Genomic DNA, 14,666 nt, shown 5'->3' with positions numbered 1-14,666 from the left:
TAAAAAAAGGAGCCTTACGGCTCCTTTATCGTTTTTTATTGTTCAACATATATTAGACAAGCTTTTAATTCGGGCTTTTCAGTCGTAAAATTATAGAGCCAGTCAATAAGTTGTTCAACTTCGTAAGGCAGTAATGTTTTGATTGCTTTTTCAACTTCCTTACAAAACAATTTCGGGTCAAAACTTACGCTTTCCAAAACCGTCTTTGTATAAGCAAACATACTTCTGGGCATAATTACGTTTAAAAATTATTAATGTTAGTGTTTTTATAAGAACGCATGTAAAGATAATAATAAAATCGAACCTACAATAGAAATTAACTAAAACGTTTGCGTTAAAATTCTCATTAACTCAACATTTTAACAATTTTTTAATGTTTGAATGCTCTTAGCATTTCGCGTTTTCCGGGTGGGCCGGGAAGTTTTTCTGTTGTAAAACCCGCTTCCTGCATAGCTTTTTTAATAGTTGTTCTGCAGGCATAGGTTACAAGTACGCTATTGGTTTTTAATGCCTTATACATAATTGAAAAAATTTCGGCTGTCCACAATTCAGGTTGTGCATGAAACCCAAAAGCATCAAAATAAATAATATCATATTTTTCAACGTCGTTTATCTCGTTAAAGAACTGTTTCCTTTTTAGTAAAGTAAATTTATCATTAATTTTTGAGGGAATCTCCCATTCTGCCTCATGCATAGCGGTAAAAACCTGCTTCCTGTTTTCGGCATTAAGCTGCTCCACATAGTTTAAGAGCTTTACCTCATCGTTACTCACCGGATATGCCTCTACTCCTGTATAGTTTATTTCCTGTCCGTTCTTTACCGATTCCAGATAGGTTATAAAAGCATTGAGGCCTGTACCGAAACCTATCTCTAAAATAGAAACAGGCTGCCCTTTTGTTAAGGCCAGCCCGTTTTGTATAAATACATGATAAGCTTCACGAATAGCTCCGAATTTAGAGTGGTAACTCTCCTTCATCTCAGGAAGGTGTATGGTTACCGATCCGTCAAGCGTTTGTATAATTTCTCTTTTCAATTACTTAATATAAAGTTTCTTAATCCTCGGAATAGGTCCGCCGCATTTCGACTCATGGCAGGCAAGGCAGGATGTTACCCCTTCATTAAAACGTTCTTTTGCATGAATGGTATCAATATAAATGCGCTGCTGTGCTTCAATAAATTTATCGGCATGCTCCTTAAAGGAGTCGTCCCTGTCGGTTTCATCCGTCATTGGGGCCATATATATCTTTAAAAAATGCTTCGGGAAATCCCCTATGGTGTCACCGTCAATAATACGCTGCCTTAGCCTCATATTGTCAACATACATCTGCTCCATCAAAGCAGCCATTTGAGACATCTCATACATTTTAAACTCCTTTTCCTCTTTTGCGGGAGCCTGCTCTTTTTTTACAGTTTCTTTATCGGCCTCCTTATCCTTACACGAAACGGCAAGAAATAAAACGGCAGACAATACTAGAAAGGTCTTCTTCATTATTTGCTTATTAAAACACCATCGGCCATAAAGCCATACTTAACTTCCGGCTTAGTGATCTTAGCTATTTCAGTTTCCGATTTACCACCGTCTTTAGCATAGTGCTTTAACTGTTCTACAGATATTTCGCTAACAAAAGCCTTACCGGTTACAACTGCCTCCTGCCCTGCTGCATTTAACGGAACAAAAAAGGCATAGTCCTTAAACTTTACAAAAGACTCTTTTTCGTCTGCCAGGTTAAGCGACATCCAGCAGCCTTTCTTTTGGCAAACGTCGTTAATCTTAGCGGCAAACTTTACATCAACGGTATCGCCCGGTTTAAGGCTCTTATATTTTTTAAACATCTCCTCCTGTGTAAGGGCGTTGTTAGTATTTATCTTATCGCCAAAAGATGCATAAACCTTACCGTTTTCCTGTACCTCAACAGTAATATCCTCGTCTTCATTAATAGTGTCGGTATCTACCTCCATGGCACCGTTTTGAGTTTCTATAACAGTATCTTCAGATTCCACATGAGTTTCTTTGTTTTTACAGGCAACAAAAGCAAGCATTGCTACTGCAGCTAAAAGCGATTTCTTCATTTTTTTTAGTTAATTAAGTTTAGTGTATGCAAATTTATACAGAAAATAGTAATAGCCACAATTTATAGCTTTTAATTTATTTTGCTTACTTACAATATTTTACGGTAGTTTTGCTGCGTATTTTTTAACACAAATGCCTATTTGGACATTTTTTTAGTAAATTTGCAAGAACACTACTATTTAACTAATCTATATAAATGAACGAAAACGACATTACAGTAAACCTCGCCTCTACCTCTAAAATTGACTCCGTTGATTTTGAGAACCTGATTTTTGGCACTGTGTTTACCGACCATATGTTAATTTGTGACTACAAACAAGGCGTATGGGAAAAACCTGTTATTAAACCTTATGAACCTTTTTTAATAGACCCTTCTGCTAAGGTATTCCATTACGGGCAGGCTATTTTTGAAGGTATGAAAGCCTATAAAGACGAACATGACGATGTATGGCTTTTTCGTCCTGATCAAAACTTTGAACGCTTTAATAAATCGGCAGTAAGGCTTGCAATGCCTGAAGTGCCTGAAAGCGTGTTTATGGACGGACTTAAAAAGCTGTTACAGATTGAAAAGGCGTGGGTTAAAACAGGTAAAGGAAACTCCCTTTATATCCGCCCGTTCATGATCGCTACAGGCCCCGGCGTAGTTGCCGCTCCTGCAAACTTCTATAGATTTATGATTATACTTTCGCCTGCCAAGTCCTACTACTCCGGTGAGGTAAAAGTTATTATAGCCGAGCATTACAGCCGTGCCGCTAATGGTGGTATAGGTGCTGCTAAGGCTGCCGGTAACTATTCAGCACAGTTTTACCCGACAAAACTGGCTAACGAAATGGGTTACCAGCAAATTATATGGACAGACGATGCCACGCATACCAAACTTGAGGAAGCAGGTACAATGAATGTTTTCTTCAGGATAAACGATACATTATACACAGCGCCTACAAGCGAAAGGATATTAGACGGTGTAACCCGTAAAAGTCTTATAGATATGGCTAAGCGTGAAGGTATTAATGTAGAGGTTCGTTCGGTATTAGTAGACGAGCTTATACAGGCTGCCGAAGACGGTTCCCTGAAAGAAATATTTGGTGCAGGTACTGCCGCTGTAGTAAACCCTATTGTGGGCTTTAGCTACAAAGAAAAATATTATGAACTGCCTAAGCTCGAAAACCCAATAGCTTTACAGCTAAAGGAAAAGCTTAACAACATACAATACAAACTGGCCGAAGATACTTTTGGATGGACAGTTAAAGTATAGTTTAATAATAAACATAAAAAAAGCCTTAGCGATTGCTAAGGCTTTTTTTATGTTATTTAAGTATCTCCTCAAAATTAGGTTTAAAGTAGTTAGGCCCTTTCATAACCTTACCGTCTTCACGGTAAATAGGTTTTCCGTCCTCCCCTAACTTACTCATATTACTGCGCTGAATTTCATCAAACACCTCTTCTATTTTATACTGAAGTCCATGCTCTATAATAGTACCGCACAAAATATATAGCATATCGCCAAGGGCATCGGCAATCTCGGTAAGGTCGTTGTTTTGCACAGCATCAAGATATTCTTCATTTTCCTCTTTCATAAGGTTAAACCTAAGCATGTTTACGGCTTCTCCCAGGCTTGCTTTAGGCGTTTCGCTTACCCCAAGCCCAAAGGCAGTATGAAACTCCTTTACGGCATCTAATTGTTTTTTCATGGCTCATTGTATTTTAAGTTTTAAAAGTATCGAAAATTAAACAGGCTTATTGTAGCTTTGCAAAAAAGATTTCAACATGTTTACTAAAGGACAACTATACTTTGCCGCATTTTTTATTGTTGTATTTGTGGCAGCCATGATATACGTTTACAGAAAAGACCTTAGCCTGCATAAAAAATATTACAAAGGCTCTTATTGGATATTAATTGCCTTTCTTGCATTTATAGGTGTTTTATTCTTTATAAAGTATTTTGTGAAGGAATAATCATATTAAAATTGTTAAAAAATTAAAATGAAAATCCCCACTAATGGGGATTTTTTTATTAACTTATGTTCCGCAATTTTGCATGTAATCGACCACTAAAAACAAAAAATTATGAGAACTTACGATGGTTACGGAGAATTTAATTCTTCAACAAAAACAGCAGTTATTAACCTTTCATTACCGGCTAACAGCTATGACTTTAGCTACTACAACATTTCTAAAGGCGGAAGAAACGGACTTGTTATCAGCTTAAAGGTTTCAGGTACAGATCCCGGTACCCCTTTAGTAAACTCAAGCCTTAATTTTGTTACTCTTACTATAGACCTGTCTGCGGTTCCAGTAGTATCAGGGGTTTCAGTAGACGATTTTGACTACGACAAACCTTTCTTTGTGTATATCTATCATGACGATAACACTTCTACATACGGAAATAATGCAAGGGATTGTTATGATGATCTTTCTGACTACAATACTCTTGATAAAAAGAATAACAAAAGACTGGATACTAGCCCTGCAAGAAGAGGATTTGGAGGATTAAAAAAAGTATAAGCTCAGATGCTTAAAAAATTACATATAGCTGTGTTTATTGCTTTTTTAAGCATAAGCACAGCTTATGGCCAATATTCAAAACAATTATTATCTCTCGAGTCTAAAATAGAATCTGGTAATCATGAAGAAGTTTTAAAACGGCTCAACACCCTTGATACTTCAAAATTTACTTTATATAACAAAGCCCTATACCTATATTTAAAAGCAAAATGCTATGATTTTAGAAATAGTGAAGATCTTGCATTCAAAAATTTTATTCTCTCCAAGAAAAAATTTATTGCCATAGACAGTATTGATAGAGCAATGGATATCAATCTTGATATTGCTTTTTTATTATATGCTCAGGAAAACTCTGGAAATAACTACTCAAAATATATAAATGAGTATTTAAATTATGCTAAAAATACAAATAACAATCTAAAATTAGCCAGAGGTTACGGTAATCTAGCTATGCTAAAAATCGATGAAGGCAAATATAGTGAAAGTAAAGATTACTTTCATGAAGCATTATTTTATGTAAAAAAAACAGACAATAAAAATGTTGAATCTGCATTAAATAACAATCTTGCCAACTTATATAATGAATATTTACATCAACCTGATTCTGCTCTTTACTACTTAAAAAAAGATTTATTATATGTAAAAGATCGAGGCACTCTTGATGATTATTACATGAATTATCTTAATCAGTCATCGTCATATTATTACAAAAAAGAATATAAAACATCAATTGAATATTTAAAAAAAGCCGATAGCTTACCAATCAATAATTACGTAGTTAAATCAAAACAATATCTCTATGAAAATTTTCAAACTAACTACGACTCTTTAAAAGATTACAAAAACGCATATAAATATGCACTCCTGGTTAAAAAATTTGCGGATAGCGCTAATGTAATAGAACAAAACATTGCCATAAACGATATACAGACCAAATACCAAACACGCGAAAAAGAACTTGAAAATGAAGTATTAAAAGGTAAAGTAAAAACAAACAAAGCTTTGGTATATATAGTTGTGGGGCTGCTTATTGCCAGCCTTATTATAGGTTTCCTTATCGTTAAAAACGCACGCCGCCGTGAGCACATCTCTAAACAGGAAAAGCTTATTGAACAGCAAAAGCTGGAAAAAGCACTTAAAGAGTATGAGCTTAGCAGTATAGACCTTATGCTGGAAGGCCAGGAAAAAGAAAGACAGCGCATTGCAAATGACCTGCACGATAACTTGGGCAGTATGCTCGCCACCCTCAAAATAAATTTTGAACACCTTCGCCTGCGTAAAAACGAACTACAGGAAGAAGAGAACAAATTATACGACCGTACCGATGAGCTTATAGAAGAAGCCTACCAAAAAGTACGACGCCTTGCCCATGCCAAAAATGCAGGGGTATTTGCTAACGAAGGACTTATACCCACTATTAGGAAAATGGCCGAAAAAATATCTATTCCCGGCAAGTTATCCATTGAGGTTATGGCAGTTGGCTTTAATAAAAGGTTGGAAAATACAATAGAAATTGCTATCTTTCGGATGGTTCAGGAGCTGTCAACCAACATTATAAAGCATTCTCATGCTACTGAGGCTTCCATACAGCTTACTAACCACGACGAAAATATCAATATCATAATAGAAGACAACGGCGTGGGCTTTCCCCCTGCCAAAACACATACCAGCGATGGTATGGGGCTAAATACTATAAGGAAAAAAGTTGAACAGCTTGGCGGTACTTTTACCATAGACTCAACTCCGGGTAAAGGGACTACCATTATAATAGATTTGCCGATATGATACGATTAGCTATTGCAGAAGATCATCAGTCGCTTATAGACGGTATAAAGATATTCCTGGAATATGAGGATGATATTAAAGTTGTGGGCGAAGCTAACGACGGCGAAAAGCTATTGGAAATAGTTCATGCCAAAAAACCCGATATTGTACTTACCGATATACGTATGCCTAAAATGGACGGCATTACGGCTACCCGCGAAATAAAAAAGGATTTCCCAAAATGTAAGGTTATCGCCTTTAGCATGTTTGAGCAGGAAGAGGCTGTTTCTCAAATGACCGAAGCCGGTGTAGACGGCTATATAATGAAAAACTCCTCTCTTAAGGTAGTGCTTGCTGCCATAAGGGCCGTTATGAACGGAGAAACCTTTTTTGACGATGCCATAAAAGCTGCCGAACCCAAAAGTGATGAGGGCGACGTGCCCCTTAGTAAACGTGAAAAGGAGATTGTTACCCTTGTAGGACAGGGAAAAACCTCTCAGGAAATTGCCGACCTCCTTTTTATAGGCAAAACCACAGTAGATACTCACAGAAAGAACATACTTAAAAAATTAAGCCTCCATGGAAAAAGCGAACTCTTACGATACTCCATGGAACGGAAGTATGATTTTTAGTTTTGGTAGAATTAAAACATCATTTTTTAATTTTTTTTGTAGTAAAAATACCCAGTAATGGGTATTTTTTTGCTTTACATATTACCCCAACTTTGTAATAAATAATCTTAGTATTAACCTACAAATCAATTTATTATGAAGACAATGAGAAAACTTTTACTCCTACTTATGCTGTTAAGTGTACCTGCAGCTTTTGTATCATGTGAAGAAGAAGAAACAACAGATGTTAGTAACGATGCCTGCCTTGATCAGCTGGAAACATTATCAGACATTCTTTACGAAAAAACACTGGTATTCAGCAACAACGCAACACCTTCTACCTGTAGTGCGGTAAGAACTGCCGCCCTTAACCTTATTAGCGCTGCCGAAGACTGCGGGTATGGCTACCTGTATACAGAGCAAACTCAGTTTTGGTTAGATTATGACTGTAGTGTATTTGATTAATTTTTACAAAAATACATACTACTCAAAAAAATATAAAAACTTATAGTTCATTGGGTTAGTTTAATTTGAGGGGAGAAAAATACCCCATTGGGGTATTTTTCTTTCTAAATTGGCATCAATGTTGTAAAAGAGGATTTAATACTTTTTAACAAGTATTAACAAGTACCTTTTTTAGTAACTTTGAATTATTAACCAAATTCGCAGAATTTATGAAAACTTCTTACAAATTTATTTTAGCCTTTGTATTAGGAATCGCCCTAACTAACTGTGCTCCACATGTTCAACGTGTAAGCGAAGACAGCGTAACTGACCTTAGCGGAAGATGGAACGAAACAGATTCGCGCCTTACTGCCGAAGAAATTACTGCAGAGCTTATGTCTCACTCATGGTACAGCACTTATGCTGCCGAAAACAGTGGTAAAAAACCTGTTATTATTGTAGGTATGATTACCAACAAATCGCACGAGCACATTGCAACAGAAACGTTCTCTAAAGACATTGAAAAAGAAATTATCAATTCAGGAAGAATGAAACTTGTACAGGCAGGTTCTATGCGTGAAGAGATAAGAGCAGAAAGAGCCGATCAGCAAAACTATGCTTCGCAGTCTACCATGAAAAAATTCGGACTTGAAAACGGTGCCGACTTTATGCTTCAGGGTACAATCAACTCTATTGTAGACCAGTACTCTAAAGAAAAAACAATCTATTACCAGATAGACCTTGAGCTTACTAACATTCAAACAAACGATAAAGTTTGGATTGGTGACAAAAAGATCAAAAAGTATCTGGGTAACAAAAAAATGTAATCCCAACCCAAACAAATCATGAAAGCAACCAAAAACATACTTTTAATGCCGGCAAAACTGGCATTGCTACTGTTATTGATTAGCTTTCAATCCTGTAGTACCTACAACACTAAAACCGCAGACATTGAAAGCGACCTGTTTAACGGAGATTTTAGCAACGCAATTGCGAGCATCGATAATAATAAATTTCTAAACAAAGACAGAAACAGACTTTTATACCTGCTTGAAAAAGGAAAAGTAGAACATCTTAACGGCAATTATGAAAACAGTAACGCCCTTTTAGAAGAGGCTTACATCATGATTGAAGACAGGATGACTAAAACAAATGTTGGCCAGGCCGTATCGGCAAAGTTTACCAACCCGATGGCCGAGCCTTATAAAGGTGAAGATTTTGAAAAGGTAACCATTCACTATTACAAAGCCTTAAACTATTTTCAGTTAGGACAACCTGCCGAAGCACTTGTAGAGGCAAAAAGGATTAACATAAAGCTGTATGAGCTTAATGAAAAGTATAAGGAGAATAAGAACAAGTATAGCGAAGATGCCTTTTCACAAATTCTTCAGGGTATATTATATGAATCTACCGGCGATATAAACAATGCTTTTATTGCTTACAGAAATGCCGAAGAGATATATGCCCGTAACGGAGACCAGTTTTTTGGGGTACCTACCCCACTCCAGCTGAAAAAAGACCTGATGCGTACCTCTAAGGCCATGGGCTTCCAGGAAGATTATGAGACTTACAGGAAAAAATTCGGTTTCCCTGAAGATCCAAAACCTGCTGCTCCTGCAAAAACAACTAAAAAAGGCAAAGGCAAAAGCAAACCTGCTCCCGAGCCGGCAGCTGTAGCACAGCCGGTAGCCCCTGTTGTAACAGGTGAAGCTATTGTTTTTTGGGAAAACGGACTTGGCCCTGCTAAAGACCAGATAGTTATTACCGCCAGCGGCACAGATGGTTTCTTTTACGGTACCTATTATGACGGAGCCACTCAGGAAGAGATAATTATTCCTATTCCTGTAGGTTTCGATATTGGGTCTGTAAATGCTATTGCCATCCCTAAATACCGCCAAAGGTATAGCTATTACACAAGGGCAGCTGTAGAGGTTGGTAACGAAGATCTTACTTTTGAGCTTGCTCAGGATTTTTATCCTATAGCAAAACAGTGCCTAAAAGACAGGATGCTGCGTGAAACCATAGATCTTGTTGCAAGGTTTGCTACTAAAAAAGCTGCCAGTGCCGGCTTAGGTGCTTTAGGTAAAGAGCTTTTTGGTGATACCGCAGGAGATCTTATGAAATTAGGTGGTGATATTGCAGGGGCCGCTACAGAAAAGGCAGATACCCGTAACTGGCAAACGCTTCCGGCAACCATCAGTTATATTCGTGTTCCCCTACAGGAAGGTGAAAACAAGTTCCTTATCAAAAAACAGGGACCTCAGGGTATAGATACCGACACTTTGTACATCCCTTACAAAAAAGGATTACAGATAGTAAACTACTTTGATCTTGGCAGGACTCAGCTATTACCGCCACCGGGAACTGCAACATCTCAGGCAGTAGCAGAAACTTATACCCAGTTAAGTGATTCAAAGTCATCTTTACTAGCTGCAAAATCGGATAAACCGGCTGATATACCTGCAAAAAATTCTATAAGCATCCCTGCAGAAACAACACCGTTGACCACTGTAAAAGATGGTATAACGACAACAACTGTAATAAACAATTACATAAAAGCTGCAGGTGGTGAAGATAAAATTAAAGGTATTGAAACCATGGTGATGAAAACTTCGTCGGTAAGCAGTTTTGAAGGTAAGACTACCACTGTTACTATGGTAACCAAAATGGATAAAACCAACAACTGCTCTGTAAAAAGCTATACCGACGGTAAAGAAAGTTTCTCTATGGTTGTTAATGATAATGGTGGGTATATGGAAATGGGAGGCTCACGTACAAAATTGGATAAAAAGACTTACAACAGCGTTAAAAACGGACGCAATTTTTATCAAAACTATACTGTACCGTTAAGCGATCCAAATGCCAAGCTGCAAGGTATTACCTCCATCAACAATCAGGAAGCCTATGCTGTTAGTTATAAAGATTCCAACTATGGTACTGATATGACCAATTATTACTGCACAAAAACAGGCCTTATAATTGCCAGTAACGCTAAAATTGACAACACAAGCAGTACATCATACTTTACCGATTACAGGGAAGTAAACGGGATAATGTTCCCTTTTAAAACAATAACTGTAACTAATGGTGTGACATCTGAAATGGTAACTACAGAACTGTTAGTAAACCAGGGAGTTTATGAAGATGACTTCCAATAAAAAAACCACGCGTATGAAAAGAATTATTTTGCTGATTGTATTTGCTTTTGCCTCACATTTGGCAATGGCACAAACCGATAACGGATGGCAGCCGTGGCAAAAAACAAGCTGCTATTCTAAAATATCTTTCCGATTAAAGTATGACGGAAATAACGGCGAACAGCATCACTGGAAAATTCAGTTTAAAAGTGATTACCAAAATCTTATTTCGTTTAACTATAATGTTACCGATAAGCTTCAGCAATACACCATCACAACACACCGCAAGGCTTTGAACGCCAGACAGCAAAGTGATGAAATGGATATTTACACTAAAGAGGAAGACATCTTCCTGTTAGTAGATAAAGTAAGCATGACGCCTTATCCTGAGAACTTTATAGAGTGTGAATAAATTTCAAAAAACGTTATAAAAACTCCGTTCAACGGAGTTTTTTGCGTTTTGGTATATAATTTTAACAGTTATTTGCTTTCTTACAGGAAATTTATACTTTTACACTAAATAATAAGTTTTTACGCCTGTATGAAAATTGTCAAGTACCTTTTCCTCCTGTTATTGTTGGCTGCGGTTGCGGGAGCAGTATTCATAGCCACCCAAAACGGAAAATATGACGTTACTCAGGAACTTGTTATTAAAGCACCTAAAAATGTAGTTTACAGCTTTGTAAACGATTTTAAAAACTGGGAAAACTCAGGTATACTTACAAGAGACACTACAGCCGTTTATACTTTTTCAAATAATACCACAGGAGTAGGAACTTATACCAACTGGGAACTTGACAATAAAACCGGAAACGTAAAAACCATAAATGCTGCCGTAAATGATTCTATTTACCAGAACGCAGAGCTTAACGGACTACAATCTGAAGTGTACTGGTTTTTTAAAGACACCTTAAAAGAGGCAACCAAAGTTACCCTTCGTATGAAAGGCCATCTAACCTTTATGGAAAAGGCCAATGCCATTTTAAAAGGAGGTGCCGATGAAAAAGCTTCAAAACTACTCAACCATAGCCTTAACCGAATTAACTATATACTGGTAAACCGTATTAACTTTTTTGAAATTAAGGTTGATGAAATTGTTATAAGGGAATCTGCTTACTATATAGGCGACTCCACAACCTGTAAAATATCGGAAATGCCGCAAAAAATAGCGGAGATGTTCCCTAAACTACAGGAGTTCGTATCTTCAAACAATATTGCGACAAAAGGCAAACCTTTTACTTACTTCCATACTTTTGATACCGATAAAGGTCTAACTTCATTTACTGTATGCATACCGCTGGAAGATGAAATGCTTATATCTGACGGAAGTGAATTTAAGGCTGGTAAAATAAATCGTTTTAATGCGCTTAAAACAACCTTAAAAGGTAACTACAAACATCTTAAAAAGGCTTGGGATGCAGCATTCAAACACATTGCAGAGAATAAGCTTGAAGAGAATTTTGAACAGCCTTACCTTGAAGTATATAGCACAGGCCCTACAGATACAAAAGACCCTTCACAATGGGTTACCGATATCTACATACCTATTGGTCCGGCACTACCTGAAGAAGTTGTTATAGAAGTACAGGATTCTACAGCTACTGTTACTGCTGTTGCACCAACTACAACTGTAAGGAAACCTGCCACTGTGAAGAAAAAGCCTGAGGTTACATCTATTAATGCACAGCCCGCAGCAGCACAGCCTACAGCAACTCTGCCAAAAACACCTAAAAAAGATACAGCAACTGCTAAGAAAAAAACGGTAGAATACACTACAACCAAACCTTAGCAAAACAATAATATCCCAACAGGGATACTAACTCTAACACCAAAAACAAAAAATCCCCTAACGGGGATTTTTTAATGCTTTATAATGTGCTTTACTACCGTTTCAGCAGCATGAAGCCCAAACAGGGCCGGCATCCAGCTGTTAGTACCAAAGAATGATTTCTTAAAGTTTGAACCATCCGTCATTTTAAGACTGCTCTGATCCGGTTCTTCGGTAGAGAATACTACCTTAACCCCTTTAGAAATACCTTCTTTTTTAAGACGCTTTCTTATATTTTTTGCCAAAGGGCAATATTCTGTCTTGCTTATATCGGCTACCTTAACCTTAGAGGCCAGATATTTGCCTCCTGCGCCCATATTACTTATAATCTTAACCTTTTTACGTTTTGCTGCTAAAATAAGGTTTAATTTAGGCGTAACGCTGTCAATACAGTCCAGTACATAATCAAATTCAGGTGTTACAAGCTCAAATGCCCTTTCCGGAGATAAAAACTCCTCTACCCTTGTTAAGTTAAGCTCAGGGTTGATATCCATAAGCCTGTCGCCCACTATTTTTACTTTTGGCTGTCCAACGGTTGAGTGCAGTGCCGGAAGCTGACGGTTAATATTTGTAATATCCACAACATCGCCATCTACTATGGTCATATTGCCCACTCCTGCCCTTGCAAGAAATTCGGCAGCAAACGATCCTACTCCGCCAAGTCCCACAACCATTACTTTTGCATTCTTTAATCTATCAAGCCCTTCCTTTTTAAATAAGAGCTCTGCTCTCTCAGTCCATTCAGCCATTCTTAAAAACGGTTTTAAAATTATTGCTTACTATATTCTTTAATTCTTCTATATTAATATTTTTTGCGGCGGCTGCCTTTTCATATACCTGTTCTAAACCTTCCTCTATGGTATCTGTTTCCATAAAGAACTTATCGTTAGAAACCTTAACAAATACCTGAGACAGCTCCGGATTTCTTAACAGATACTTGCCAAATGAAATGTAAAAGCCATTCTCCAGTAATTGCCTGACTACCTGTGAATTTTTAGAAAACCCGTGAATAACCATCGGGACATCAACATTTAATCTCTTTTTGGTTTCTATCACTTCCTGATAAGCCGCCACACAGTGCAAAATTACGGGTTTTTGATGTTTTTTCGCTAATACTAACTGCTTTTCAAACACTTTCTGCTGTTCGTCCATTGGCATTTCTATGCGTTTGTCCAGTCCGCATTCCCCAAGGGCAAGGCAGTTATCCATTGCCAAACGGGTATCAATTACCGATAAATGCTCATCCAGTTTATCAATATCAATATACCACGGATGTATACCTGTAGAAAAATAAGGTACATCAATATCCTCATACGGATAGCGGTTTACTACTTCCAGTATATTATCATTAGCGGTGTAGTTATGGGTGTGCAGGTTATATAGCATTAATTACAATTTATAAAAACTTTTATATCTTTCCTGTTATATGAATTTATCTTTTTATTGATTTCATCAATTTCATATTTCTCATCATCAATACAAATTTTCTTAAGATTTGGACAATCTGAAAAATCTATAAAAAAAGGATATACTTCTCGTTTTCCATTTTGTAAAAACAACATTTCTAAATTCTCATTATTTCCACAATAAAGGAACGCTATTGCAGGACTGTCCTTAATATCAATCTCTTTTAATAAATTATTTGTACATCTATAATCTTTCAATTGGATTAACCCCGTTAAATTTATTTCTTTTAATTTATTTTCATCACAATACAAACTTCTAAGTGAATAACAACCATACAAATTCAAGCTTGATAGTTTATTTTGCTGACACCATAAAATTTCCAGATTTACCAAACCTTGGACATTAAGAGCACCTAAATTATTAGCCTGACACATTATGGAAAACAAACTGGAACAATCTGTTATTTCCAATGTTTCCATTCCATTATCACTCACAATTAATTTCTTTAAGGAATGTAACCCTTTCAGTTTTAATTTTTTTATCTGATTATTGGGACAGTGTAATAATTCTATATTTTTAAATAAGTTTATTTCATCTAAATTGGTAATACCTGATTTTGAAAGATTAAGCATTTTTACAGTTATGGCCTCATTAACAGATATTTCTCCATCAAGATTAATATCAACCTGTTTGTTTGATTTTAATATAGCCTCTTTAAACTTTAGATCATTAAAAACTATATTTTGATTTTGAGCAAAAACAGAACAGAAATTTATTAGTATTAAAAAAGAAACAAAAGCTCTTATCATATATCTGTATAGTAATTAGTTTTTATAATATTATAACTCTCTAAAATATAAAATAAAACCCAACACTATTATGCGTTGGGTTTATATATA

General features: G+C 36.5%; 18 protein-coding genes. 10 read left to right on the top strand and 8 right to left on the bottom strand.

The window, feature by feature from the left end; translation table 11 throughout:
• Positions 1 to 35: 35 nt before the first annotated feature.
• From NU09_RS17190 to NU09_RS09095, 4 genes are all read right to left on the bottom strand, one after another.
• Complete coding sequence (locus NU09_RS17190; RefSeq protein WP_129750975.1) at positions 36 to 233, bottom strand: hypothetical protein; 198 nt, start codon at positions 231 to 233, stop codon at positions 36 to 38.
• Positions 234 to 370: 137 nt separating this feature from the next.
• On the bottom strand, positions 371 to 1,033 hold the full coding sequence (gene mnmD / locus NU09_RS09105) for a tRNA (5-methylaminomethyl-2-thiouridine)(34)-methyltransferase MnmD (protein ID WP_129750974.1): 663 nt from the start codon (positions 1,031 to 1,033) through the stop codon (positions 371 to 373).
• On the bottom strand, positions 1,034 to 1,489 hold the full coding sequence (locus tag NU09_RS09100; RefSeq protein WP_129750973.1) for a hypothetical protein: 456 nt from the start codon (positions 1,487 to 1,489) through the stop codon (positions 1,034 to 1,036).
• Positions 1,489 to 2,070: a DUF4920 domain-containing protein gene (locus tag NU09_RS09095; RefSeq protein WP_242501846.1), complete on the bottom strand. Its 582-nt coding sequence runs from the start codon at positions 2,068 to 2,070 to the stop codon at positions 1,489 to 1,491. Before NU09_RS09095 ends, NU09_RS09100 begins: the two co-directional genes overlap by 1 nt.
• 197 nt (positions 2,071 to 2,267) lie before the next feature.
• Here NU09_RS09095 and NU09_RS09090 point away from each other — a divergent pair, with 197 nt between their 5' ends.
• Complete coding sequence (locus tag NU09_RS09090) at positions 2,268 to 3,326, top strand: branched-chain amino acid aminotransferase (protein WP_129750972.1); 1,059 nt, start codon at positions 2,268 to 2,270, stop codon at positions 3,324 to 3,326.
• A gap of 52 nt (positions 3,327 to 3,378) precedes the next feature.
• Here NU09_RS09090 and NU09_RS09085 read toward each other — a convergent pair whose 3' ends face one another.
• Positions 3,379 to 3,762 carry a MazG nucleotide pyrophosphohydrolase domain-containing protein gene (locus NU09_RS09085; RefSeq protein WP_129750971.1) on the bottom strand — a complete coding sequence of 128 codons (384 nt, stop codon included), beginning with the start codon at positions 3,760 to 3,762 and terminating at the stop codon, positions 3,379 to 3,381.
• Between the two features lie 76 nt (positions 3,763 to 3,838).
• On the opposite strand from NU09_RS09085, the gene NU09_RS09080 reads away from it, so the two are divergent.
• The 9 genes from NU09_RS09080 (at position 3,839) to NU09_RS09040 (ending at position 12,321) form a co-directional block, all read left to right on the top strand.
• Positions 3,839 to 4,027: a hypothetical protein gene (locus tag NU09_RS09080; RefSeq protein WP_129750970.1), complete on the top strand. Its 189-nt coding sequence runs from the start codon at positions 3,839 to 3,841 to the stop codon at positions 4,025 to 4,027.
• 111 nt (positions 4,028 to 4,138) lie between these two features.
• Complete coding sequence (locus NU09_RS09075; RefSeq protein ID WP_129750969.1) at positions 4,139 to 4,576, top strand: hypothetical protein; 438 nt, start codon at positions 4,139 to 4,141, stop codon at positions 4,574 to 4,576.
• A gap of 6 nt (positions 4,577 to 4,582) precedes the next feature.
• Positions 4,583 to 6,361, top strand: a complete 1,779-nt coding sequence (locus tag NU09_RS09070) for a sensor histidine kinase (protein ID WP_129750968.1) — start codon at positions 4,583 to 4,585, stop codon at positions 6,359 to 6,361.
• A complete protein-coding gene (locus tag NU09_RS09065) occupies positions 6,358 to 6,972 on the top strand; it encodes a response regulator (RefSeq protein WP_129750967.1) in 615 nt (204 codons plus the stop codon). Before NU09_RS09070 ends, NU09_RS09065 begins: the two co-directional genes overlap by 4 nt.
• Before the next feature lie 135 nt (positions 6,973 to 7,107).
• Entirely contained in the window at positions 7,108 to 7,416 is a 309-nt protein-coding gene (locus tag NU09_RS09060) for a hypothetical protein (RefSeq protein WP_129750966.1), read from the top strand.
• Between the two features lie 209 nt (positions 7,417 to 7,625).
• On the top strand, positions 7,626 to 8,222 hold the full coding sequence (locus NU09_RS09055; protein ID WP_129750965.1) for a penicillin-binding protein activator LpoB: 597 nt from the start codon (positions 7,626 to 7,628) through the stop codon (positions 8,220 to 8,222).
• An 18-nt stretch (positions 8,223 to 8,240) separates the two neighbouring features.
• A complete protein-coding gene (locus NU09_RS09050; RefSeq protein WP_129750964.1) occupies positions 8,241 to 10,553 on the top strand; it encodes a COG3014 family protein in 2,313 nt (770 codons plus the stop codon).
• Between the two features lie 13 nt (positions 10,554 to 10,566).
• Positions 10,567 to 10,944: a hypothetical protein gene (locus tag NU09_RS09045; RefSeq protein WP_129750963.1), complete on the top strand. Its 378-nt coding sequence runs from the start codon at positions 10,567 to 10,569 to the stop codon at positions 10,942 to 10,944.
• A 129-nt stretch (positions 10,945 to 11,073) separates the two neighbouring features.
• The gene (locus NU09_RS09040) at positions 11,074 to 12,321 is read left to right on the top strand and encodes a GyrI-like domain-containing protein (protein ID WP_129750962.1); all 1,248 of its coding nucleotides are present in this window, start codon (positions 11,074 to 11,076) and stop codon (positions 12,319 to 12,321) included.
• Between the two features lie 71 nt (positions 12,322 to 12,392).
• On the opposite strand, the gene NU09_RS09035 is transcribed toward NU09_RS09040, so the two are convergent.
• Genes NU09_RS09035 through NU09_RS09025 form a run of 3 tightly spaced genes read right to left on the bottom strand, consistent with a single transcriptional unit; the run spans position 12,393 to position 14,576 of the window.
• Positions 12,393 to 13,109, bottom strand: a complete 717-nt coding sequence (locus NU09_RS09035) for a ThiF family adenylyltransferase (protein ID WP_129750961.1) — start codon at positions 13,107 to 13,109, stop codon at positions 12,393 to 12,395.
• Positions 13,102 to 13,746 carry a TatD family hydrolase gene (locus NU09_RS09030; protein WP_129750960.1) on the bottom strand — a complete coding sequence of 215 codons (645 nt, stop codon included), beginning with the start codon at positions 13,744 to 13,746 and terminating at the stop codon, positions 13,102 to 13,104. Before NU09_RS09030 ends, NU09_RS09035 begins: the two co-directional genes overlap by 8 nt.
• Positions 13,746 to 14,576: a leucine-rich repeat domain-containing protein gene (locus tag NU09_RS09025; protein ID WP_129750959.1), complete on the bottom strand. Its 831-nt coding sequence runs from the start codon at positions 14,574 to 14,576 to the stop codon at positions 13,746 to 13,748. The genes NU09_RS09030 and NU09_RS09025 overlap by 1 nt, the downstream gene beginning before the upstream one ends.
• Positions 14,577 to 14,666 lie beyond the last annotated feature (90 nt).

Origin of the sequence: Flavobacterium beibuense (genome assembly GCF_004151245.1) — a bacterium.
In the GTDB taxonomy this organism is placed as follows: domain Bacteria; phylum Bacteroidota; class Bacteroidia; order Flavobacteriales; family Flavobacteriaceae; genus Flavobacterium; species Flavobacterium beibuense_A.
The sequence above is the reverse complement of the archived record's forward strand: the minus strand, read 5'-3'. Positions and strand labels throughout refer to the sequence as shown.